Origin of the sequence: Kitasatospora sp. NPDC127121, assembly GCF_042677305.1 — a bacterium.
Lineage (GTDB): Bacteria > Actinomycetota > Actinomycetes > Streptomycetales > Streptomycetaceae > Kitasatospora.
This window is the reverse complement of the sequence record NZ_JBHXTQ010000001.1, coordinates 495,166-515,185: the sequence shown is the minus strand read 5'-3', so window position 1 is coordinate 515,185 and position 20,020 is coordinate 495,166. Positions and strand designations below refer to the sequence as shown.

Below are 20,020 nucleotides of genomic sequence, written 5' to 3'. Positions count from 1 at the left end.
CAGCGGCCTCCGGCCTTGCCGGGGTGGGCTGCTGGCTGCGGAAGCTCGAATGCTGGGGTGGCTGCACGAGCCTTGCTCGGCGCTTCAGTTCGCTGGGGGCTGGGCGACGATGCATGCTTCGTCGCCCAGCCCCCGGGCTTGCGAAGTCCCCTCGGGGCACGGATTCAGCACGCATGAGGACGAGAAACGACCGCTGGCGACACGAGGCACCGAGAGTGACCTTCGCAGGTCAGGCGGCATGTCGGCTACGTTCCTGCGGGTCGGAGGCTTGCCCGGGGAAAGCCTAAAAAGCAGTGATCGATGCGATACTGGCCGCATGACCGCTACGACGACCCCTCCGTCCGGCAACGGCAACGGCAGCCGGCCCGGTGGCCGCTCCGCGAAGGTCCGAGCGGCTGTGCACCGGGCCGTCCAGGAAGTGGTGGCCGAAGGCTCCCCCGACGTGCTGACGATCCCGGTGGTGGCCGCCCGCGCGGGCGTGCACGCCACCACCGTCTACCGCCGGTGGCGATCCGTCGGCGAACTGCTCGCCGACGTCGCGACCAGCCGCTTCACCGGGGACATCGTCGTGCCGGACACCGGGAGCCTGCGCGGGGACCTGGAGCGCTACGCGTTCGACCTCGCCAAGGACCTCGGCGACCCGGACACCCTCGCCCTGGTGCGCGCCACCATCGGCACGGGCGGAGAACAGGGTGCTGCGGCGTGCCGCGGAGAGCGCGAGCAAGGGCTCGAAGCCATCCTCGGGCGGGAACGGGCCCGGGGTGAACAGCCCCCGACCCTCGAACACACCGCGGACGCCGTACTCGCGCCCCTCTACTACCGTGCCGTCTTCACCGACCTGCCGCTGACCGCCGAATGGACCCGCACCCTCGTGTCGCGGCTGCTGTCGCCCGGTCCGGTCCAGCAGCAGGCCTCCTGAGGTTCGCAGGAGACCCGAAGAACCTGTTCGGTCAGTGGATGCGAGTTGCGGTACTTCCGTGGTCGGGGAGTCGGCCGGGACGCGTCGGCGGGCACCGGTGCCGCTCGGCCGTGGGGCCAGGGCCTTAGGACCCTCGCTCGGCATCACCGGATCGGCGGATGCTTGAACCACCGGAGCTCCCCGCCGAGAACAGGGAGTGATCAACCATGACCACCGAAACCGCCCTCACCACTGCGGATCTGCACCTGTTGGCCGAAGCCGGAGGCCTGGCGCCCTCGCTGCACAACAGCCAGCCCTGGCGCTTCCGTCCCACGCCCGACCTGCTCGGCCTGGAGGTCCGCGCCGACCTGAGCCGGGCCGTCCAAGCTGCCGACCCGGACCTTCGGGCGCTGCACATCTCGATCGGCGCCGCCCTGTTCAACCTGCGTGTGGCCGCCGCGCACCTCGGCCGCGAGGCCGCCGTCCGGCTGCTGCCGTCCGGCGAAGGCGCGCAACCGTGTGCCGTGCTCGACCTCTCCACGCAGGCCCGCACACCGCTGCCCTTCGGCGCCGACCTCTACCCGGCCATCGCCGGGCGCCACTCCAGCCGGCAGCCGTTCACCAACCGGGACGTCCCCGAGGCACTGGTCGCCGAGCTCATCTCGGCGGGCCGGGACGAAGGCGTCACGCTCACCGTGCTGGAGGAGGACGGGGTGCGTCGCGTGCTCGCCCTCACCTCCGAGGCCGAGGCCGCGATGGCCGCCGACGTCACCCGCGAGGCCGAGACCCGCCGCTGGCTACGGCTGGAGCCCTCCTACGACGGCATCCCGCTGGCCGCCCTCGGCTCGCACGACCGCGACGCCCGCGTCCCGATGCGCGGCTTCGACGGTCACCCGCCGCACCACAGCACCCCGGCCGAACGTTTCGAGGCGCTGCCGCAACTGGCCACCCTCACCACCCACCTCGACAGCCGGGCAGAATGGCTGCGCACCGGACAGGCCATGGAACGGGTGTGGCTCCTGGCCACCGTCCGCGGCCTGCGTGCCTCCGTCCTGCACCAGGCCGTCGAGATCCCCGACACCCGCTGGCGCCTGCGCGACCCGCACGAGGGACCCGGGCACGTCCAGCTCGTGCTGCGCCTCGGCTACGGTCCGTCCGGTGCGGCCAGCCCGCGTCGCCGGGTCGAGGACGTCCTCGACCCGGCGACGTCGGCGTCGTAGAGCAAGCCGGTGGGGCCCTGGGCCGCGGCTTTCTGCGGGATCGCGATCTGGCGCTCTTCTCCGGCGGCCAGGGCCGGGAGGGTGCACGGGACCTCCTCGGGCACGGCGGAAATGCGAGCCTTCCCTGGCTTACGTCAAGCATGTTGACCTACGCTGCCGGTATGAGCGAACGGGTAGTCCCCGAGCCCCGGCGGCAGCGTCGGCGGCCCACCAAGCAAGGCGTCATCCTGTCCAGGGAACTGATCGTCGACACCGCGTTGCGGCTCATCGAGCAGCACGGCGCGGACGCGCTCACCGTACGGCGGCTCGGTACCGCGCTCGGCGCCGATCCCAGCGCCGTCTACCGCTACTTCCGCAGCACCGACGACCTGCTGCTCGCCGTCGCCGACGAGCTCATCGGCCGCGCCCAGTACGGTTGGCAGGCCACTGGTGACTGGCGCGCCGACCTGCGCGCCATCGGCCTGCGAATCCACGCCGCCTACCAGGCCCACCCCCAGGCCGCGCTGCTCGCCGCCCACCGCACCACCGGCCGAACCTACGAGATCGCCGCCGTCGAGGCCATCCTCGGCGTCCTGCGCGGGGCGGGCTTCCCCGACCGCGAGGCCGTCCGGATCTACCACGCGTTCGTCGACCAGAGCCTCGGCTTCGCCGCGCTCGACGCCGCCGCCCTCGCCCTGCCCGCCGCGGCCCAGGCCGCCGACCTGGAGGTCTGGCAGGCCTCCTACGCCCGGCTCGACGCCACCACGCACCCGCACATCGCCGCCACCGCCCGCCTCCTCACCAGTGACATGCGCCGCAGCGGTTATCCCTACGCCCTCGACCTCCTCCTCGATGCCGCCGAGGCCCGTCTCCCGGCGACGGGCTGAGCGCGGGCGACGGGCCGAGCGCTGCCGGATCCGAATCGGCCCTCGGAACCGGGCCGATCGCTCCCGGCTGCGTCGGCGACCGTCACGGTGCCGACGCAGCCCTGGCGCCTACGCGTTCCTGGGTACGTTTCATCACTTCGTGCGGGGGATCCCGGTAGTGCCCTGAGACGCCGGGGCGCCGACTCACCCCCGGGTGGGTCAGTCCGCCGCGTGGACGAGCCGGCCGCCGACGTAGGTGCGCAGGACGCGGGCGTCGGCGATCTCCTCGGCGGGGGCGGTGAAGAGGTCGCGGTCCAGGACGACGAGGTCGGCGAGGTGGCCCGCCGTGAGGGTGCCGGCGTCGTCATGGCCGTTGACGTGCGCGGTTCCGGCCGTGTACGCCGCGAGGGCGGAGGCCAGGTCGAGGCGCTGCTCGGGGAGGAAGACCCGGCCGTCGGCGGCCCCCGGCTCCCTCCGGTTGACGGCCACGTGAACGCCGGCGAGCGGGTCCGGGCTGCTCACCGGCCAGTCGCTGCCCGCCGCCAGGGTGGCGCCCGCGCGCTGGAGGGCGCCGAAGGGGTACTGCCAGGCGGCGCGCTCCGGGCCGAGGAACGGGATCGTCAACTCGTCCATCTGAGGCTCGTGCGCGGCCCAGAGCGGCTGGATGTTGGCGATCGCGCCGAGCCGGGCGAAACGGTCGAGGTCATCCGGGTGAACCACCTGGAGGTGGGCGAGGTGATGGCGGGTGCCGCGTCGCCCGTTGGCGGCGAGGGCGGCCTCGACCGCGTCCAGCGCCTCGCGGACGGCCCGGTCGCCGAGGGCGTGGAAGTGCACCTGGAAGCCGAGCGCATCCAGCTCGGTGACGTACCCGCGCAGGGCGGCCGGGTCGACGAAGCTGAGGCCGGAGTTGGCGGTGGCGCAGCCGCAGCCGTCCAGGTAGGGGCTGGTCATAGCAGCGGTGAAGTTCTCGGCGATGCCGTCCTGCATGATCTTCACCGAGCCGGCCCGGAACCGCCCATGGCTCAACCCTGCACGCCGCTCGACCAGTTCGGGGATCTGCTCGGCCCCTCGGTCGCGGTCCCACCAGAGCGCGCCGGTCACCCGGGCGGTCAGCGCGCCGGAGCGCGCGGCGGCCAGGTAGGCGTCGGACGGATCCGGCTGGCCGTTGAACTCGCCGAGCAGCGCGTCCTGCCAGCCGGTGATGCCGAGCGAGTGCAGCAGCCGTTGGGCGCGCAGCAGCCCGTCCAGCCGGTCGGCGGCGGTGGAGGGCGGGATCAGCCGGGCGACCAGGCCGGTGGCGCCCTCCTGGAGCGTGCCGCCCGGAGTGCCGTCCGGCTCGCGCTCGATCCGGCCGTCCGCCGGATCGGGGGTGTCCCGGGTGAGGCCGGCGAGCTCCAGTGCCCGGGTGTTGGCCCAGGCGCCGTGGTGGTCGCGGTTGGTCAGGTACACCGGGCGGTCCGGGACGACGGAGTCCAGCAGTTGCCGGGTCGGCAGCCCGCCCTCGAAGCTCTCCATCGACCAGCCGCTGCCGGTGATCCACGCCTGGCCGGGATTGGCGTCGGCGTACGCGCGGATCCGCTCCAGGTAGTCGGCGACGCCGACCGTGCCGGTGAGGTCGCAGACCGCCAACTCGGTGCCGCCGAAGACCGCGTGGATGTGCGCGTCCTGGAATCCGGGCAGCAGCAGCTTGCCGGTGAGGTCCACGACCTCCGTCCCGGGCCCGATCAGCTCCCGGACCTCGTCGTGGCCGACGGCGGTGATCCGCTCGCCGGTCACGGCCAGGCTGGTCGCCCGGGTGCGGGCTGCGTCACCGGTGTGGACCGGGCCGCGGGTGAAGACCAGATCGGCCTCGGGCATGGGGGGTGCTCCGTTCTCTCGTGGCTTCCGTGGATCGTCAGTCGGTGTCGGGCAGGAAGTAGGGCGAGCGCCGCCGCCAGCGGGCCCAGGCGGCCGCCGGTAGTCCGGTGACGATCATCATCACTGTCACGGTCAGCTCGAACCACCCGTTGTCGGCGGCTAGTTCGAAGTGGTCGGCGGAGTCGTAGAACGACCAGGCGAGATAGCCGCCGACGGCGAGCAGGGTCGCCGCGCCCAGCAGCGGGCCGACCACCGCGCGCAGCCCCTCCAGTAGGTTGCTGCGCAGTAGGTGCCGGAACCGGACGGCCGCCGCGACGGCCGTCAGCGCGTAGTACAGCGCGACGATGATGCCGATCGCGTTGACGGAGGCGGAGATCAGGTCGTTGACGGTGGGGATGACGATCGAGGCCAGCGCGAGGGCCATCGCGATGCCGGTGATCAGGAGCGTGCCGACGGCGGGCGTCGCGTGCTTCGGGTGCAGCCGGGTCCAGACCGGGCCGAGCACGCCGTCGCGCCCCATCGCGTACATTCCGCGCGCCGTCGGGATCACGGACGATTGCAGGGAGGCCACCGCGGAGAACATGAGCGCGATCAACGGCAGGGCGGCCAACGGCTGGTGGGCGAGCGTCGTGCCGAAGTAGGCGAGCCCGTGTGCGCCGTTGTCGGCCAACTCGTCGAGCGGCAGCACCCGTTGGAAGGCCGTACCGGCGAGCAGGAAGAGCAGCAGCATCACCACCAGGGCGAGCATGCCGCCCCGCGAGGCGTCCCGGGGGCTGCGCACCTCCTCGCCGACGCTGAACACCGACTCGAAGCCCCAGTAGCAGAACACCGCCAGCACCATGCCCTGGGCGAGCGCGTCGAAGGACGGGATGTCGAACGGGTTGAACCACTGCAGTGAGAACGGCTGGTCGCCGGCGAACAGTCCGTACCCGCAGAAGCCGAGCAGCACCGCGTACTCGAACACCAGCAGCGCCTTCTGCAGCCGGGCGGCCAGGTCCAGGCCGCGCACCGCCACCAGCGCCGCGCCGGCCAGGACCACCAGGCCGAGCAGGGTGCACTGGACGGTCGAGTCGGCGTCGAGGCGGAGGCCCGCGACGCTGCGCACGTGGGCCAGGTCGAGGAGCTGGATGATGGAGGACCCGGTGACCGTGGTGGTGTAGGCCATGAAGACCACGGTGCCGACGGTGTTCACCCAGCCGGTGAGGAAGCCCAGCCAGGGGTTGAGTATTCGGCCCACCCAGCGGTAGCTGCTGCCGGCGTCCGGCTCAACGGCGTTCAGTCGCCCGTACCCGCCCGCGATGGCGAGCACGGGCAGGAAGGCCAACAGCATGATCGCGGGCAGGTGCAGGCCGACGACTCCGGCCATCAGGCCCAGGCCGATGCCGATGCTGCTGGTGGCCGCCGTACTGGAGGCGGCGATCGTCGCCCCGTCCAGCAGGCCGATGGACTTGTGCATGGTGACGTGGGGGCTGCTCGTGTCCGGTCTCGGAGCGTCGCCCGTGGCCTTCACCGTCGGTGTCAACGGATCACCGCCTTGCTCGTGTGGGGGAGGGGTGCGAGACATGAAACCGGTGGCGTCCCTACACGTCAATGCTGTTGTCATAAGAGCTGGCGCGCAGGAGAGCGCGAGCAAGGGCTCGAAGCCGTCCTCGGGCGGGAACGGGCCCGGGGTGAACAGCCCCCGACCCTCGAACACACCGCGGACGCCGTACTCGCGCCCCTCTACTACCGTGCCGTCTTCACCGACCTGCCGCTGACCGCCGAATGGACCCGCACCCTCGTGTCGCGGCTGCTGTCGCCCGGTCCGGTCCAGCAGCAGGCCTCCTGAGGTTCGCAGGAGGCCCGAAGAACCTGTTCGGTTTTTTTGGGCGAGGACCGGATGGAGCTCGATCATCGCAGGTCGGGGGGCGCGGCTTCGGCCCCGTTGCTTCAGGTGTTGAGCAGGCGGTTGAAGAACGAGCGGTAGCGCTGGAGCGCGACGCGCAGTTCTTCGGTCGGCACCTCGTCGCCGCGGTGCCACTGGCCTTCGAGGTCCTGCTTGTGCGCGGAGAAGGTGGTGGCGAGTGCCTGCATCGCCTCGGCGACCAAGTTGTCGGCCGCGGACACGGCGTTGCGCGGGTCGTCGACGAATTCGCCCTGGATCTTCTGCCACCGGGAGCGGAACTCCTCCTGCTGCCCGCCCAGCAGGGGTTCGTTCTCGGCGGATTCCGAGCCCTCGGTGCGGTCGGACGGCTCGGCTGCCTGGGTGTAGCCCCTTTCCTGGTCCTCTTCCTGCCCACTTTCCTGCTCGCGGTCGCGGCCTTCGAGCGTGAACTCCTGCTCGCCGCTCCGCTGTTCGGTGGTGGCTTCCCCGGGGAACGCCGGTGGCGAATCCGCCCCGGAGGTGTCGCTCTGTTCGTCGGTGTCCTGTCGGGCGCCGGCCAGGTCCTCCGTGGACAGGCCGCCCTCGACCGGTTCGGATGTTGCTCGGCTGTGCATCTCTTCACTTCCCTTTCGGCAGTTCCGGTCGGCGGCCGTCGCCGGTCTCGCCCCGTCGGCTCAACTCGCCGGTCCGGGGCTCACGCACGGCTGCCCTGCGGACGGTCGCCGTTGTGGAGCAGTTCCTCGAACAGGGTGCGGTAGTGCACCATGGCGCCCCGCAGTTCTTCCGTGGTCGCCTGGTGGCGGCTGCTGCGGTCGTTGACCTCGTGAGCGGACCGGAAGTGCGTCAGCACGTTCCCGTGTTCGACGGAGAGGTCCTTGAGCTGCTGCTCGTACCCCTCGGTCGGGTATCCGCGCTCGCTCATGAGCGTGGTGACGAGCCGGTCCGCCTCGTGCACCGTGTCGTCGGGCCGGTCGACGAACTGTTCCTGCACCCGTGCCCAGTCCTTGGCGTAGCGGTCACGGGCACCTGGTGACAGCGGTTTGATGTTCAGCGAGTCGTGGCGCGACTCGCGCTTGCGCAGCTCCCGGTCGGCGGCGAAACGGCCGTCCTTCGCCTCGGCGGTCCGGTCGTACTCCGGGCCGAACCGTTCCTGCAGGTGGCGGCGGCGGATGGCGAACGTCGCCACCAGCGCGGCCACGACCAGAAGGGCGAAGACGATGACGAGGACTGCGATGAGGGTCCCTGTTGACATTTGGGTCCTCCGTTTGTAGCTCCGGACCTCCCTGACCGGCGCGTGCCCTGCGGCCCGGAGCCAAAACGCGGACGAACCGAAGAAGTCGAACGACGTGCCACGGCGGACGTGCCCGATCACGTTGAGTGGCCCACGGCGACCCGGGGAGCGTCCGACGGCGTGCCCGGAGATGCTGACGGACGGTAGCCTTGGCTGCCCGTGGAGTGACCCGGGCGGACCCGAGGGGGCAAGGGTGGCGGAGGACGGGCGGGTGCCGGGGCTGGTCGGGCGGCAACGGGAGACGGAGTTGCTGACCGCGGCGCTGGTCCAGGCCGTGGACGGTGCGAGCGGTTCCACGGTGCTGCTGCGCGGTGAGGCCGGGGTCGGCAGGAGCACGCTGCTGGCCTGGGTGGAACGGGCGGCGCGGGAGCGGGGGTTCACCGTCCTGCGGGCGCTCGGTGCGGAGGCGGAGACGGATCTCGCGTTCGGCGCCCTCCACCAGGCCTTCCGCTCGCTGCTCCAGCACACCGACGCCCTGTCCGCGCACCAGCGGGAGGCCCTGGAGAGCGCGCTCGGCGTCCGGGCCGGCACCCCGAGCGGGTTCGCCGTCGGCGCCGCCGTGCTGGCCCTGCTGGAGGAGGCGGTGCGGACCGCCCCGGTGCTGCTGCTCCTGGACGACCTGCACTGGATCGACTCCTCCAGCGCGAGCGTGTTCGCCTTCCTGAACCGCCGCTGCGCCGAGCTGCCGGTGGTGATCGTCGCCGCCACCCGACCGGGCGGACCGGCCGCCCGGACGTGGTCGGCCGAGACCGTCGACGTGCGGGCCCTGCCCCGGGCGGACGCGGCGCTACTGCTGGGCGCCCGCTACCCCGACCTCGCCGCGCCCGCCCGGGACCGGGTCCTCACGGAGGCGGCCGGGAACCCGTTGGCGCTGGTGGAGCTGCCGCGCCAACTGGCGGCCGCCCAGCAGCTGGGGGCCGCCCCGCTGCCCGAACGGCTGCCACTGGGACGGAAGTTGGAGCGGATGTTCGCCGACCGCCTGGGCGCCGTGACGCCCGAGGTCGGCCGCCTGCTGCTGCTGGGCGCCCTGGCCACCGGTACGGAGTCCGCCACCGGGGCGTGGCTGCGCGCCGTCGCGGACGAGAACGCGCGGGAGATCCTGGAACGGATCGAGGCGGACGGGCTGGTCCGGCTCGACCGGGCCGGACAGCTCGTGTTCCGGCACCCCCTGGTCCGTACCGCCGTCGTCTCCACCGCCTCCGACAGTGCCCGCCGGGAAGCGCACCGGGCCCTGTCCGCCGCCCTCGCGCCGGATGATCCCAGGCGGCTGGCCCACGAGGCGTCGGCCGCGCTGTTGCCCGACGAGGCACTCGCGCAGCGGCTGCAGGAGGCGGGGCGCGACCTCGCGCGTCGAGGGGGCGACGCGGAGGGCGCGCTGCTACTCGAACGTGCCGCCGCCCTCAGCCCCGGCTCCTGCGACCAGACCCGCCGGCTCACCTGGGCCGCGGTGATGGCGGCGCGCGGCGGGCAGCTGCGCCACGCCGTGGACCTGGTGGAGGAGTTGAAGTCCAGTACGGTGCCGCAGGACGTCGCCCCGCTGTTCGCGTACGCGGTGGTCTACGCGGACCAGAGCCACCACGTCGACTTCGAGTCCTCCGCCGCCCTGCTGCCCGCGGCCCTCGACGCGCTGACCGCCCCGGGCGCGGACACCTTCGGCGGGTTGGTCGACCAGGTGTACTTCAAGCTGCTGCTGGCCGCCAGCTACACCGACGACCCGTGGGTGTGGCACGCCCTGGAACGGCACCGGGAGAACGTCTCCGAGGTGGGGCGGCTGTGCCTGCGGGCCTGGACCGCCCCCGGCCCGGAGGTCGCCGAAGCGTTGCGGACGGTGGCCGGGGCCATGACCGAGGAGCAGGAGGCCGGTGCGGCCTGGCTCCTGCTGTGGACCGCCTCGGCGCTCGACTGCCCCGAGGGCGACCTGTGGCGGCGCTTCACCGGCTTCCACGGCTACGCCACCCAGGGCTCGGTGGCGAAGGCCAAGTGCCACCAGGACTTCCTGCTCGGGCACTGGGACCGGGCGGCCGCCTGCCTGCGCGAGGCCGAGATCGCGGACGAACTCGGCTATCACACCAACGCCCTGATGTTCCGCCAGTACTACGCCCACTTCGTGGCCGGCCGAGGGGACGAGGACGGCCTGCGGGAGATCGAGCAGGCCGTCCGTCCGGTCGCCACCCGGGCCCGGATGCGGTACGTGCTGGACCGCCTGACCCACCTGCGCGGCCTGGCGGCGCTCGCCCACGGACGCGACGAGGAGGCGTACGCGCACTTCTGCGAGCTCACCCCGCCCGGGCGGCTGCCCAACGGGTCGCCGTGGCGCCACGCGCTGGTCCTCGACCTGGTGACGGCCGCCGTGCACACCGGCCGGCACGAGGAGGCCCGGGACCACCTCGCGGCCGGAGCCGCGGCGCGCTCGGCGGAGATCTCCGGTCGCCACGCCTTCCTCTTCGCGGCCGCCACCGCCCTGGCCGCCACCGCTCTGGCCGCCTCCGCCGACGACGACGAGGCCGACGCCGCCTACCGCGCCGCGTACGCCGTACCGGGCGCCGAGCGGTGGGCGTTCGACCTCGCCCGGCTGCGGCTCGCCCACGGCTCGTGGCTGCGCCGGCGCCACCGGCCCGGGGCCCGGGAGGCGCTGCGCGCGGCCCACCACGTGTTCCGCCGCCTGGAGGCCACCCCCTGGGCCCGGCAGTGCGAGGCGGAACTCCGGGCGGCCGGCGACTCCGTGGCGCTGCCGCCGGGCGGACCGGACGCGGAGCCGGCCGGCCTCAGCGGTCACGAGCTGCGCATCGCCCGGCTGGCCGCGACCGGGCTGACCAACAAGGAGATCGGCCGGCAGCTCCAGCTGTCGCCCCGCACCGTCGGGGCCCACCTCTACCGGATCTTCCCGAAGCTCGGCATCACCACCCGGGCCGCGCTCGCCCACGCCCTGGACGGCGGCTGACCTGCCGGAACGGCTCCTCGAACCGCCCTTCCCGGGCACGGCAGTCAGATGACCTAACGGCACGTCGTGCGCGCGGTCCACGCTGGACCGCGCAGGGCTTCGGCGGAAGGGCGGTCAGATGGGCGTGCGGGTGACGACCGGGTCGGTCGCGGACGAGGAGAAGGCGGCGTTCTGGAGCGAGATGGTGTCGCGGACGTTGGTGCCGGTGGAGGTGCACCCGCTCACCGGGCGGCCGTTCGACGGACTCCTGGAGTCGCACCGGCTCGGCTACGTACGGATCTCCACCCTGGAGGCGGACGCCGCCCGCCTCTCCCGTACGGCCGACCTGATCGCCCGGGCCCCGCGCACCGAGCCGCAGGTCGGGGTCGGGGTGCAGGTGTCGGGCCGGGCCGTGCTGGAGCAGGACGGGCGCCGGGCGGAGGCGCTGCCGGGCGGGCTCATGCTGTACGACACCGAGCGGCCCTACGCCGTCGACTTCCCGGAGCGCTTCCGCACCCATCTGGTCCACCTGCCGAGCCGGCTGCTCGGTGCGGCGGAGCGCGACCTGCGGCACGCGGCGGGCAGCGCCGTCGGCCCCGCGGACGGCTGCGGGCCGGTGCTGGCGCCCTTCCTCGGCGCCTTGGCCGCGTCCGCCCGGTCGCTCCCCGCACCGGTCGGCGACCTGCTGGCCGGACGCGTCGCCGACCTGGTGAGCGCGCTCGTCGCCCACCTGGTGGCCGGCCGGGCCACGGACGAGCCGGACGGCCCCGACGGGCACCTGGTCCGGCGGGTGCGGGAGTACATCGACCACCGGCTGGGCGATCCGGAGCTGACACCCGAGCGGATCGCGCGGGCCCACCACATCTCCGTGCGGTACCTGCACCGGCTCTTCGAGAACGAGGGAGTGACGGTGAGCCGCCTCGTCCAGCAGCGCCGCCTGGAAGCCTGTGCCCGCGAGCTGGGCCGCCGCGGTCGTACGGCCCCGACCGTGTCAGCTGTCGCCCAGCGCTGGGGCTTCGTCAACCCGGCGCACTTCAGCCGGGCCTTCCGCGCCGCGTACGGGGTCCCGCCGCGCGAGTGGCGCTCACTCCGGAACGACGAGGCCGGCTGACCGGGCCGCCGAGCCGTCTGCCGAACCGTCCGCCGAAGCGCACGATCGGGCCACCGTCCAGGCGGCCGACACCGTGCGCGTCGTCCTGCACAGCCGTTCCTGGTGGGCCCCGATCGGCCGGCCCCCCGAAGAGGAGTACAGATGTCCGTCGTCCTCGACACCACAGGGATACCGTCCGGCGACCGCGCCGAGTACTGGCACGAGGCCGTCTCCCGCACCTTCATCCCGCTCGACGTCGCCCTGCGAGAGGACGCGCCCGCGCCCGCGGCGATCACCAGCCACCGGCTGGGCGCCGTGCAGGTCTCCCTGGTCCAGGCCGGACCGCAGCGGGTCGAGCGCAGCGCGGGCCTGATCGCCCGCGGCGGGGAGGACCACCTCACCCTGGCGCTCCACCACCGCGGCACCGCCCGGCTGGTCCAGGACGGCCGCCAGGTGGAGCTGCGCCCGGGCGCCTTCGCGATCTCGGACGCCGGGAGGCCGTTCGTCAAGGAGCTGCCGGAACCGTTCGTCTTCACGGCGTTCCACTGGCCGCGCTCGGCGGTGGGCGTCACCGAGGAGGACCTGCGGGTGCTGACCGCGACGGCCTTCGACACCCGCGACGACACCGCCCGCCTGGTGGCCGCCTACCTGGAGTGCCTCTCCCGGTCGGCCGGTTCGATGGAACCGCAGGTGGCCCGCTGGCTCGCCGCCACGGCGCTCGACCTGCTCGCGGTGCTCGCCCACGAACGGCGCGGCAGGGCCGCCCCGGAGGCGCCCGAGGCGGCCCTGGCCACCCTGGCCCGGGTGAAGGACCACATCCTGCGCCACCTGGGGGACCGGGACCTCTCACCGGAGCGGATCGCCGGGGCCCATCACGTGTCGGTGCGGTACCTGCACAAGCTCTTCCGCTTCGAGGGGGTGACGGTGGCCCGCTGGATCCAGCGCCAGCGGCTGGACATGTCCCGCCGGGACCTGGGGCGTCCGAACGCGGGCCGGGCGACCGTGGCGGCGGTCGCCGGCCGGTGGGGCTTCGTGAGCGCCAGTCACTTCAGCCGGGCCTTCCGGGCCGCCTACGGGGTCTCGCCGCGCGAGTGGCAGGCGTGCGCACTGGCGGGCCTGGCCCAGGGGAGCGTGGTGCGGCCGGCCGGGCAGCCGGTCCCGGCCGCCCGGCCGGCGGGGTACGGCGTCGCGGTGTGATCGCCCCCGCCGCTCACCGGTCGTTGTGCAGCTCCGCGACGTAGCCGCCGGGGAACCGCACCATCGCGGTGTCCCGGCCGCCCGCCCGGACCGGGCCCGACAGCACCGAGGCGCCGGCGGCCTTCGCCCGCTCCAGGGTGGCGCCGAGGTCCGCCACGCCGTAGCCGGTGAGCTCCTGGCCGAACGGGTACGGCAGGTGGCCGTCCGTCACGGCGACCGTCGTGGTGCCGAAGCCGGAGGTGAGGCGGACGAGCCGGTAGGCGGTGCCGGGCAGTCCGATCGCGGCGCCGTCGGCCCGGCGGTCGTCGGAGACGATCCGGCCCTGGGTGAAGGCGAGGAAGCTGTGCAGGAAGGCGCCCACCGCGTCCGGTGACAGGTAGAGCCGGTTCTCCGGCACGCTGGCCAACTCGGGGTAGGACGGCGGCGTGGTGTGCACGTAGAGCTGGGCATTGACGCCGCCGGGGAACTGGACGACGGCGTCCCGGCCGATCGGGTCGGCGAACGGCGCCACGGTGACGGCGGCTCCGTCGGCGCGGGCGGCGCGGACCGCCTGGTCGAGGTCGGTGACCAGCCAGCCGGTGCGCTCGGTGCCGAACGGGTACGGGACGGGCGTGGTGTAGTCGAACACCGACAGCGTGCCGACCGGGGAGACCACCAGCTCGGAGAGCGTCCGGCTGGGCGTGGGCGTCACCTGGGTGGCGTTCGGCCCGATCGTGCTGCCGCCGAAGGTGGCCACCCAACTGGCCGCGAACGCCTGCTCGGTGCCCGGTTCGACGTACACGTGGGTGGAGTCGTACTGCGGGCCGACGGCGAAGGTGTGGCGGCTGGCCGGTGCGGGCTGGGCCGCCGAGGCGGCGGGCAGGGCCGTCAGCACGGCGATCGCCGCGGCGAGCGGGACGAGGCGTCGGGCGAAGCGTCGCATCATGGGGAAGCTCCTGATGTTCTGACGTTGTGACGGTGCGGTGGGTTGCTCAGACTGTCGGCGCGGCCCAGGGGGCGTCGGGGCCGTCGGCGGCCGAGAGCCGGTGGGCGGCCAGCGCCGTGCCGAGGAGCAGCAGGGCGGCCAGGGCGAGGGCCACGGCGGGGCGCCCGTGCAGGACCAGCGCCGCGCCGGCGAGGCCGCCGAGCAGCATCGCCAGGGCGGAGAGGATCCGACGGCCCGGGCGCGGCGCCGTGCCGCCGGCCGCCGTCGAGTCGGCGGCGAGGCCGGTCAGGGTGAGGGTGAGGACGGTGGTGGTCAGGTCGGGTACGGCGAGCCGCCGGGCGACCGCGTTCTGCAGGCCCATGCCCAGGCCCAGCAGGACGATCAGGACGTAGTCGGCGCCGCCGGCCGCGGCGGTGGCGGCCGCCGCGGCCGTCAGGGCCGTCTGGACGCCGACGGCCAGGGCCAGCAGGCGTCCGCGGTGGGCGGTCGACCGGCTGCCGAGCCGCCCGCCGACGAGTGCGCCGGCCAGGAAGGAGGCCAGCGAGACGAGTGAGGCGGTGGCCGACAGGCCCGGGGCTCCGGCCAGGGCGAAGCCGAGGAAGACCACGTTGCCGGTCATGTTGGCGACGAAGACGTGCCCGAGGCCGAGGTAGCTCACGGCGTCGACCACCCCGGTCGCCACCGTCAGCAGCAGCATCAGCGGGGGGAGGGGCCCGTGCCGGTCGGTGCGCGGCGGGGCGAGGGTGCGCAGGGCGTCAGTCAGCAGGGCGCGCAACGGCGGCCGCCTCCTCGGGTGCGGGCGGGTGGTGCAGGACCACCCGGGTGAGCAGCCCGCTCGCCGGGCCGAGCACGGCGGCCGTGACCGACAGCCAGAGCGGCCAGGCGGTCAGGCCGACGGCGTGGTCCACGGACCACCGGCCCGGGCCGGTGAGGGCGAGGGATCCCGCGACGACGACCAGCACCAGCGGGTACTCGTAGCCGTCGTCCTGCACCCAGAGCCCGTGCGGCAGCTTGACGGTCATCGCCACCGTCATCACGCCCATGGCGACCATGGCCGCCGGCGGGGTGAGCGCGCCCAGGGCCAGGAACAGGCCCGAACCGACCTGCCCGGCGCCCGCGGCGAGCGCGGTGAGCGTCCCGCCGCGGAAGCCGTCGTGCCGGAACTCCTCCGTCCCGCCGGCGAGGCCGTTGCCCCCGAGGCGGTGGCTCACCTTCTGTACCCCGTGCCCGGCGATGAGCAGGCCCACCACCACGCGGAGGATCAGCAGTCCGGTATCCATCGTGTCCTGTCCCTGGTCCCTGTTCTGACGGAGCGTCGGTGGTGGGTGTCAGCCGGCGGCGTGCTCGCCGATGACGGCCTGGGCGTAGACGATCCCGAGGCCGTACGCGCCGCCGTGTTCCTTGACGATCTCCGTGACCACGCCGTACGTCTCCGTCCGGGCCCAGTCGCGCTGGAGCTCCAGCAGCACCTGGACCCAGGTGACCGGCACCGCACCGGCCTGCGTCATCCGCTGGATCGCGTGCTCGTGGGCCTGCGGGGAGACGCCGCCGGAGGCATCGGTGACGACGTAGACCTCGTAGCCCTGGTCGATCATGGACAGCACCGGCAGGACCAGGCAGACCTCGGTCCACAGGCCGGCGATGACGACCTTGCCGCGCCCGGTGGCCTTGACCGCCTCGACGACCGCCGCGTCCTCCCAGGCGTTCATCGAGGTGCGGTCGAGGACCTCGGCCTTGGGGAACACCGCCGCCAGCGGCGGCAGCAGCGGGCCGGAGAAGGACTCGGCGGCGACGGTGGTCAGGACGGTCGGCACCTCGAAGGCCCGGGCGGCCTTGGCGAGGCCGACGGTGGCGTTGACGATCGCGGTGCGGTCGCCGCTGCCGGTGCCGAAGAACATCTGCGGCTGGTGGTCCACGAACAGCACCACGGCGTTGTCGGGGGTCAGCAGGTCGGGGCTCGGGGTGGGGCTGACCTGGGTGAGGTCGACCATGACGGGGTTCCCTTCGGTTCGTCTCGGCAGGGCCCCCGCACGGTGCTCCGCGCGGGGGCGGGGGAGGTGGATCAGAGGAGGAAGCAGGGGTCGAACGGCTGGTGGTGCTCGTCCGCCAGGCCGCGCTCGACCCGCCAGCGGTGGTGCAGCTGCGACTCGGCGACGACCTCGCCGAGCAGCTCCGCCTGGCGGGCGCCCGCGCCGGAGGCGCGACCGGAGGCCTGGTAGCCGCCGAAGTGGGCGACCGGGCTCCAGCCGGGGCTGACCGGCGGGAGCTCCTCGTCCATGCCCTCGTACTCGGCCGCCGCGTGGACGATCCGGCCGCCGACGACCGTCAGCAGGGACTCGATGGACGGGATCTCCGGCTCCGGCACGGTGAAGTAGTCCTCGGACAGGACGGCCAGGTCGCCGTAGCAGCCGGTCCGCAGCACGCCCTTGACGTCCTGCTCGCCGGTGAGGGTGGCGCCCGCCGTGGTGTACATCGCGAGCGCGGTCGCCCGGTCCACCCGGTTCTGCGGCGGCCGGATCGCCGACCCGCCGACCGTGCGCCCGGAGACCAGCCAGTGCAGGGCGACCCAGGGGTTGTACGAGGACACCCGGGTGGCGTCCGTACCGGCGGCCACCGTCAGGCCGCGCTCCAGCATCGCGCGGATCGGCGGGGCCTCGGCGGCGGCGCCGAGGCCGTAGCGGCGGGTGAACACCTCGCCCTGGAAGGACAGCCGGTTCTGCACCGACAGCGAGCCGCCGAGGGCCGCGATCCGGTCCAGGCTGTCCCGGGAGACGGTCTCCGCGTGGTCGAAGAGCCACCGGTTCCCGGCCGGGAAGAGCCCCTCGGCGGCGAGCTTCTCGAACACCGCGAGGTCGCGCCGGATCGTCTCGTCGTAGGTCGCGTGCAGCCGAAAGCCCCAGCCGTGCTCTGTCAGCAGGCGGACGGCCTTCTCGAACTCGCCCTCGTAGGGGCCGAGTTCGGGGCGTGGCTCGGCGAAGTTCTCGAAGTCGGCGGCGGCCCAGGTGAGGTTCTCGCCGGCGCCGTTCAGCCGCAGCCAGGCGTCGCCGTCCCCGGGGCGGACCGTCTCGATCCAGCGGGTGAGGTCGTCGAGCTCCTGGCCGGGGGTCTGCGGGAACAGGTGGTAGGCGATGCGGAGCGTGAGCAGGCCCTCGCGGGCGAGTTCGGTCACCGTGGCGTAGTTCTCGGGGAAGCTCTGGAAGCCGCCGGCGGCGTCGATCGCGGAGGTCAGTCCGAAGCGGTTCAGCTCGCGCAGGAAGTGCCGGGTGGAGGTCGCACGGTCCTCGCCCTCCAGCACCGGGGCCTTGGCCAGCGTGGAGTAGAGGACCAGGGCGCTCGGCGCCGCCAGCAGCATGCCGTTCGGCTCGCCGCCGCGGCCCCGGACGATCTGGCCGCCCTTCGGGTCCGGGGTGTCGCGGGTGTAGCCGACGGCGTGCAGGGCGGCGCGGTTGAGGATCGCCGACTGGTAGAGGTGGAGGACGAACACCGGGGTGTCCGGCGCCGCCTCGTTCAGCTCGGTGGGCGTCGGGAGCCGCCGCTCGGCGAACTGCTCGGCCGACCAGCCGCCGACGACCCGCACCCACTGGCCCCTGGGGGTGCGGGCGGCCTGCTCCCGCAGCATCGCCAGCGCCCGGCGCAGCGAGGTCACGCCGTCCCAGCGCAGCTCCAGGACGTAGTTGAGGCCGCCCCGGATCACGTGCAGGTGCGCGTCGTTGAGGCCGGGTACCACCCGTCGGCCGAGCGCGTCGACCACGACGGTGGACGGGCCGATGACCGGGGCGACGTCCGGGTCGTCCCCGACGACGGTGATCACGCCGTCGCGGATGGCGAGGGCGCCGGCCTGGGGGCGGCGGGCGTCGCCGGTGTGGATCCGCGCGTTGCGGACGACGACATCGGCGGCGTTCTCGGCGGCGTCCTCGACGGCCCGGGGGACCAGCCCACCGACGGGTATTGCAGGCACCTCGACGGCCTCCTGTCAGGGGATCGACCCGCCGCCCGGGTGCGGGCGGCGGATGGAGGCTTCCGAGCGGGCCGGGGCCACAGCCCCGCCCCGTCGGGCTCCTGACGTGACGTTAGGCGCAGGGGTGGTGCCGGACTTGGCCCACAGCGCACCGGCCCCGGTCCGCGAGCGCACCAGCCGCCCGCAGCGGCGATCGTGCGCGGGCGGTCGATGGCGGAAGACGGAGGGGTCCGTGGTGCCGAAAGGGGAAGGTGCCCGGCTGTCGGACACCTTCCCCTGCTGGTCGCCGAGGTGCTCCTGCCGCCCGGCCCGGCCGCGCCGCGCGGTCTACAGCGCGGCCTGCTGGGGTCGGGTGGGAACGACGATGACGGTGGGGGTGTCGGCGGTCAGGGCCGCGGTGAACTCCCGCTCCAGGTCCTCGGTGGTCTCCGCGTCGACGGCGTGGCACCCGAAGCCGCGGGCCACCGAGGCGACGTCCAGTCCGGGCAGGTCGAGCCCGGGCACCCCGGGGGTGTCCTCCAGCAGGGCGAACGACTTGAGGATCGAGTACTCGTGGTTGCGCATGACCACGTAGACGACCGGGAGGCGGTGCCGGGCCGCCGTGTAGAGGGCCTGCACGGAGTACTGGAAGGAGCCGTCGCCGATCAGGCCGATCACCGGGCGCCGCGTCCCCCGCTCCCGGTCGGCCAGCGCGACGCCGACCGCGGCCGGGACGGCCCAGCCGATGCCCCCGCTGGCCGTGGCGAAGAACGAGCCCGATCGGGTGGTGGGCAGCCATTCGAGCTGCTGCGCCATGGTCGACGTCGACTCGTTGACGATGACGGCGTCCGGCGGGCGGACCCTGCTCAGGGCGGCGTAGACCTCCGGCGGGGTGAGCGGCCGGTCCGGGGCGGACGGCAGCACGCGGGGCCGCGGCATCGGCTCCGGAGCGGTCCGCGCCGAACCCTCCTCGACCAGGTCGAGGAGCAGCTCGATCGCCCGCCGGGGATCGCCGAGCAGGCTGTCGCCGACCCGCGCGGCCGCGGCCGCCTCCGGGTCGCCGGTGATCTGGAGCAGCCCGGTGCCCGGGGGGAGGTAGTCGCCGGGCACGTACGGGTAGTAGCGGAACACCTCCGCGCCGATCACCACCACCAGGTCGTGCCCGGCCAGCCGGTCGCTGATGGTCTTCACCGACATGCCCAGCGGGCCGGCGAAGAGCGGGTGGTCCTCGGGGAAGGAGACGCGGTCTCCCAGCGGGGCGCCGTAGACGGCGGCGCGCAGCCTCTCCGCCAGGGCGACGGCCGCGTCCCAGCCGCCGCTGCGGTCGACCTCCGGCCCGAAGACGAGTGCGGGCCGGCGGCTGGCGGTGATGCGCTCGGCGAAGGCCCGCAGCCGCCCGGGGTCGGGGGCCACCCGCTCGCTCACCGTCCGCACCCGGGTGAAGCCGGACAGCGGCCGCTTCCAGTCGTCCATCGGGATCGACAGGTAGACCGGGCCGGCGGGCGGCTGGAGCGCCTGCGCGTAGGCGCGCATGAAGGCCTCGGGGACGTCCTCGGCGCAGGCCGGTTCGTAGGACCACTTCACCCAGGGCTTCGGCAGCTGGGTGGCCTCGCGGTTGCCGAGGTAGGGCTCGCCGATCACCAGCTCCCGGTGCTGCTGGCCGGCGGTGACGATCAGGGGCGTGTTCCCGTGGTGGGCCGCCACCAGGTTGCCCAGCGCGTTGCCGGTGCCGGCCGAGGAGTGCAGGTTGACCAGCGCGGGGCGGCCGGTGACCTGGGCGAAGGCGTCGGCCATCGCGAGGGCGGACGCCTCCTGGAGCGCCAGGACGTAGCCGAAGTCCGCGGGGAAGTCCTGGAGGAACGGCTCCTCGGTGGAGCCCGGATTCCCGAAGACCGTGGTGAGTCCGAGCGTGCGCAGCAGGTCGTACGTCACGGTGCGGACGGTGGAGTGCTCAGCCATGGGTGCCAGCGCTTTCA

17 protein-coding genes are annotated in these 20,020 nt (G+C 73.8%); 7 read left to right on the top strand and 10 right to left on the bottom strand.

The features are described 5' to 3' along the window. Window positions 1-316 precede the first annotated feature (316 nt). The 3 genes from ACFVHI_RS02155 to ACFVHI_RS02145 all read left to right on the top strand — a co-directional run bounded on the left by ACFVHI_RS02155 (window position 317) and on the right by ACFVHI_RS02145 (window position 2,984). On the top strand, window positions 317-919 hold the full coding sequence (locus ACFVHI_RS02155) for a TetR-like C-terminal domain-containing protein (RefSeq protein WP_380334853.1): 603 nt from the start codon (window positions 317-319) through the stop codon (window positions 917-919). 206 nt (window positions 920-1,125) lie between these two features. Then, window positions 1,126-2,118 carry an Acg family FMN-binding oxidoreductase gene (locus ACFVHI_RS02150; RefSeq protein WP_380334850.1) on the top strand — a complete coding sequence of 331 codons (993 nt, stop codon included), beginning with the start codon at window positions 1,126-1,128 and terminating at the stop codon, window positions 2,116-2,118. A 161-nt stretch (window positions 2,119-2,279) separates the two neighbouring features. Further along, entirely contained in the window at window positions 2,280-2,984 is a 705-nt protein-coding gene (locus tag ACFVHI_RS02145; protein WP_063352140.1) for a TetR/AcrR family transcriptional regulator, read from the top strand. A gap of 198 nt (window positions 2,985-3,182) precedes the next feature. On the opposite strand, the gene ACFVHI_RS02140 is transcribed toward ACFVHI_RS02145, so the two are convergent. Together ACFVHI_RS02140 and ACFVHI_RS02135 are read right to left on the bottom strand one after the other, a co-directional pair. Next, on the bottom strand, window positions 3,183-4,820 hold the full coding sequence (locus ACFVHI_RS02140) for an amidohydrolase (protein WP_380334847.1): 1,638 nt from the start codon (window positions 4,818-4,820) through the stop codon (window positions 3,183-3,185). A 37-nt stretch (window positions 4,821-4,857) separates the two neighbouring features. After that, complete coding sequence (locus ACFVHI_RS02135) at window positions 4,858-6,276, bottom strand: APC family permease (protein WP_063352138.1); 1,419 nt, start codon at window positions 6,274-6,276, stop codon at window positions 4,858-4,860. Here ACFVHI_RS02135 and ACFVHI_RS02130 point away from each other — a divergent pair. Then, the gene (locus tag ACFVHI_RS02130; RefSeq protein WP_380334845.1) at window positions 6,163-6,648 is read left to right on the top strand and encodes a TetR-like C-terminal domain-containing protein; all 486 of its coding nucleotides are present in this window, start codon (window positions 6,163-6,165) and stop codon (window positions 6,646-6,648) included. The two genes, ACFVHI_RS02135 and ACFVHI_RS02130, sit on opposite strands and share 114 nt — an antisense overlap. A gap of 101 nt (window positions 6,649-6,749) precedes the next feature. On the opposite strand, the gene ACFVHI_RS02125 is transcribed toward ACFVHI_RS02130, so the two are convergent. Together ACFVHI_RS02125 and ACFVHI_RS02120 are read right to left on the bottom strand one after the other, a co-directional pair. After that, window positions 6,750-7,298, bottom strand: coding sequence for a hypothetical protein (locus ACFVHI_RS02125; protein WP_380334842.1), 549 nt, complete (start codon window positions 7,296-7,298; stop codon window positions 6,750-6,752). Window positions 7,299-7,378: 80 nt separating this feature from the next. Further along, window positions 7,379-7,936, bottom strand: a complete 558-nt coding sequence (locus tag ACFVHI_RS02120; RefSeq protein ID WP_063352136.1) for a hypothetical protein — start codon at window positions 7,934-7,936, stop codon at window positions 7,379-7,381. 232 nt (window positions 7,937-8,168) lie between these two features. Between ACFVHI_RS02120 and ACFVHI_RS02115 the strand changes: the two genes are divergently transcribed. The 3 genes from ACFVHI_RS02115 to ACFVHI_RS02105 all read left to right on the top strand — a co-directional run bounded on the left by ACFVHI_RS02115 (window position 8,169) and on the right by ACFVHI_RS02105 (window position 13,182). After that, window positions 8,169-10,916, top strand: coding sequence for a BREX system ATP-binding domain-containing protein (locus tag ACFVHI_RS02115; protein WP_380334839.1), 2,748 nt, complete (start codon window positions 8,169-8,171; stop codon window positions 10,914-10,916). A 118-nt stretch (window positions 10,917-11,034) separates the two neighbouring features. Further along, complete coding sequence (locus ACFVHI_RS02110) at window positions 11,035-12,006, top strand: helix-turn-helix domain-containing protein (RefSeq protein ID WP_380334837.1); 972 nt, start codon at window positions 11,035-11,037, stop codon at window positions 12,004-12,006. Window positions 12,007-12,147: 141 nt separating this feature from the next. Beyond that, window positions 12,148-13,182 carry a helix-turn-helix domain-containing protein gene (locus tag ACFVHI_RS02105; protein WP_380334834.1) on the top strand — a complete coding sequence of 345 codons (1,035 nt, stop codon included), beginning with the start codon at window positions 12,148-12,150 and terminating at the stop codon, window positions 13,180-13,182. A 13-nt stretch (window positions 13,183-13,195) separates the two neighbouring features. Here ACFVHI_RS02105 and ACFVHI_RS02100 read toward each other — a convergent pair whose 3' ends face one another. The 6 genes from ACFVHI_RS02100 to mdlC all read right to left on the bottom strand — a co-directional run bounded on the left by ACFVHI_RS02100 (window position 13,196) and on the right by mdlC (window position 20,003). Further along, on the bottom strand, window positions 13,196-14,107 hold the full coding sequence (locus ACFVHI_RS02100; RefSeq protein WP_380334831.1) for a VOC family protein: 912 nt from the start codon (window positions 14,105-14,107) through the stop codon (window positions 13,196-13,198). A gap of 46 nt (window positions 14,108-14,153) precedes the next feature. Next, a complete protein-coding gene (locus ACFVHI_RS02095; protein ID WP_380334828.1) occupies window positions 14,154-14,882 on the bottom strand; it encodes a YoaK family protein in 729 nt (242 codons plus the stop codon). After that, a complete protein-coding gene (locus ACFVHI_RS02090; protein WP_380334825.1) occupies window positions 14,863-15,387 on the bottom strand; it encodes a DoxX family protein in 525 nt (174 codons plus the stop codon). Before ACFVHI_RS02090 ends, ACFVHI_RS02095 begins: the two co-directional genes overlap by 20 nt. A gap of 48 nt (window positions 15,388-15,435) precedes the next feature. Next, window positions 15,436-16,098, bottom strand: a complete 663-nt coding sequence (locus ACFVHI_RS02085; protein WP_063352131.1) for a hydrolase — start codon at window positions 16,096-16,098, stop codon at window positions 15,436-15,438. 71 nt (window positions 16,099-16,169) lie between these two features. Continuing rightward, window positions 16,170-18,065, bottom strand: coding sequence for an amidohydrolase (locus ACFVHI_RS02080; protein WP_380334822.1), 1,896 nt, complete (start codon window positions 18,063-18,065; stop codon window positions 16,170-16,172). Between the two features lie 327 nt (window positions 18,066-18,392). Then, window positions 18,393-20,003, bottom strand: a complete 1,611-nt coding sequence (gene mdlC, locus ACFVHI_RS02075; protein WP_380334819.1) for a benzoylformate decarboxylase — start codon at window positions 20,001-20,003, stop codon at window positions 18,393-18,395. Between the last annotated feature and the right edge of the window lie 17 nt (window positions 20,004-20,020).

What these genes read in the sequence shown, in the direction of transcription:
- ACFVHI_RS02140 (WP_380334847.1), bottom strand. Translation starts at nt 4,820, where the DNA reads ATGCCCGAGGCCGATCTGGTCTTCACCCGCGGCCCGGTCCACACCGGT.
- ACFVHI_RS02125 (WP_380334842.1), bottom strand. Translation starts at nt 7,298, where the DNA reads ATGCACAGCCGAGCAACATCCGAACCGGTCGAGGGCGGCCTGTCCACG.
- ACFVHI_RS02085 (WP_063352131.1), bottom strand. Translation starts at nt 16,098, where the DNA reads ATGGTCGACCTCACCCAGGTCAGCCCCACCCCGAGCCCCGACCTGCTG.
- ACFVHI_RS02150 (WP_380334850.1), top strand. Translation starts at nt 1,126, where the DNA reads ATGACCACCGAAACCGCCCTCACCACTGCGGATCTGCACCTGTTGGCC.
- ACFVHI_RS02135 (WP_063352138.1), bottom strand. Translation starts at nt 6,276, where the DNA reads ATGCACAAGTCCATCGGCCTGCTGGACGGGGCGACGATCGCCGCCTCC.
- ACFVHI_RS02090 (WP_380334825.1), bottom strand. Translation starts at nt 15,387, where the DNA reads ATGGATACCGGACTGCTGATCCTCCGCGTGGTGGTGGGCCTGCTCATC.
- ACFVHI_RS02120 (WP_063352136.1), bottom strand. Translation starts at nt 7,936, where the DNA reads ATGTCAACAGGGACCCTCATCGCAGTCCTCGTCATCGTCTTCGCCCTT.
- mdlC (WP_380334819.1), bottom strand. Translation starts at nt 20,003, where the DNA reads ATGGCTGAGCACTCCACCGTCCGCACCGTGACGTACGACCTGCTGCGC.
- ACFVHI_RS02105 (WP_380334834.1), top strand. Translation starts at nt 12,148, where the DNA reads ATGTCCGTCGTCCTCGACACCACAGGGATACCGTCCGGCGACCGCGCC.
- ACFVHI_RS02110 (WP_380334837.1), top strand. Translation starts at nt 11,035, where the DNA reads ATGGGCGTGCGGGTGACGACCGGGTCGGTCGCGGACGAGGAGAAGGCG.
- ACFVHI_RS02145 (WP_063352140.1), top strand. Translation starts at nt 2,280, where the DNA reads ATGAGCGAACGGGTAGTCCCCGAGCCCCGGCGGCAGCGTCGGCGGCCC.
- ACFVHI_RS02155 (WP_380334853.1), top strand. Translation starts at nt 317, where the DNA reads ATGACCGCTACGACGACCCCTCCGTCCGGCAACGGCAACGGCAGCCGG.
- ACFVHI_RS02100 (WP_380334831.1), bottom strand. Translation starts at nt 14,107, where the DNA reads ATGATGCGACGCTTCGCCCGACGCCTCGTCCCGCTCGCCGCGGCGATC.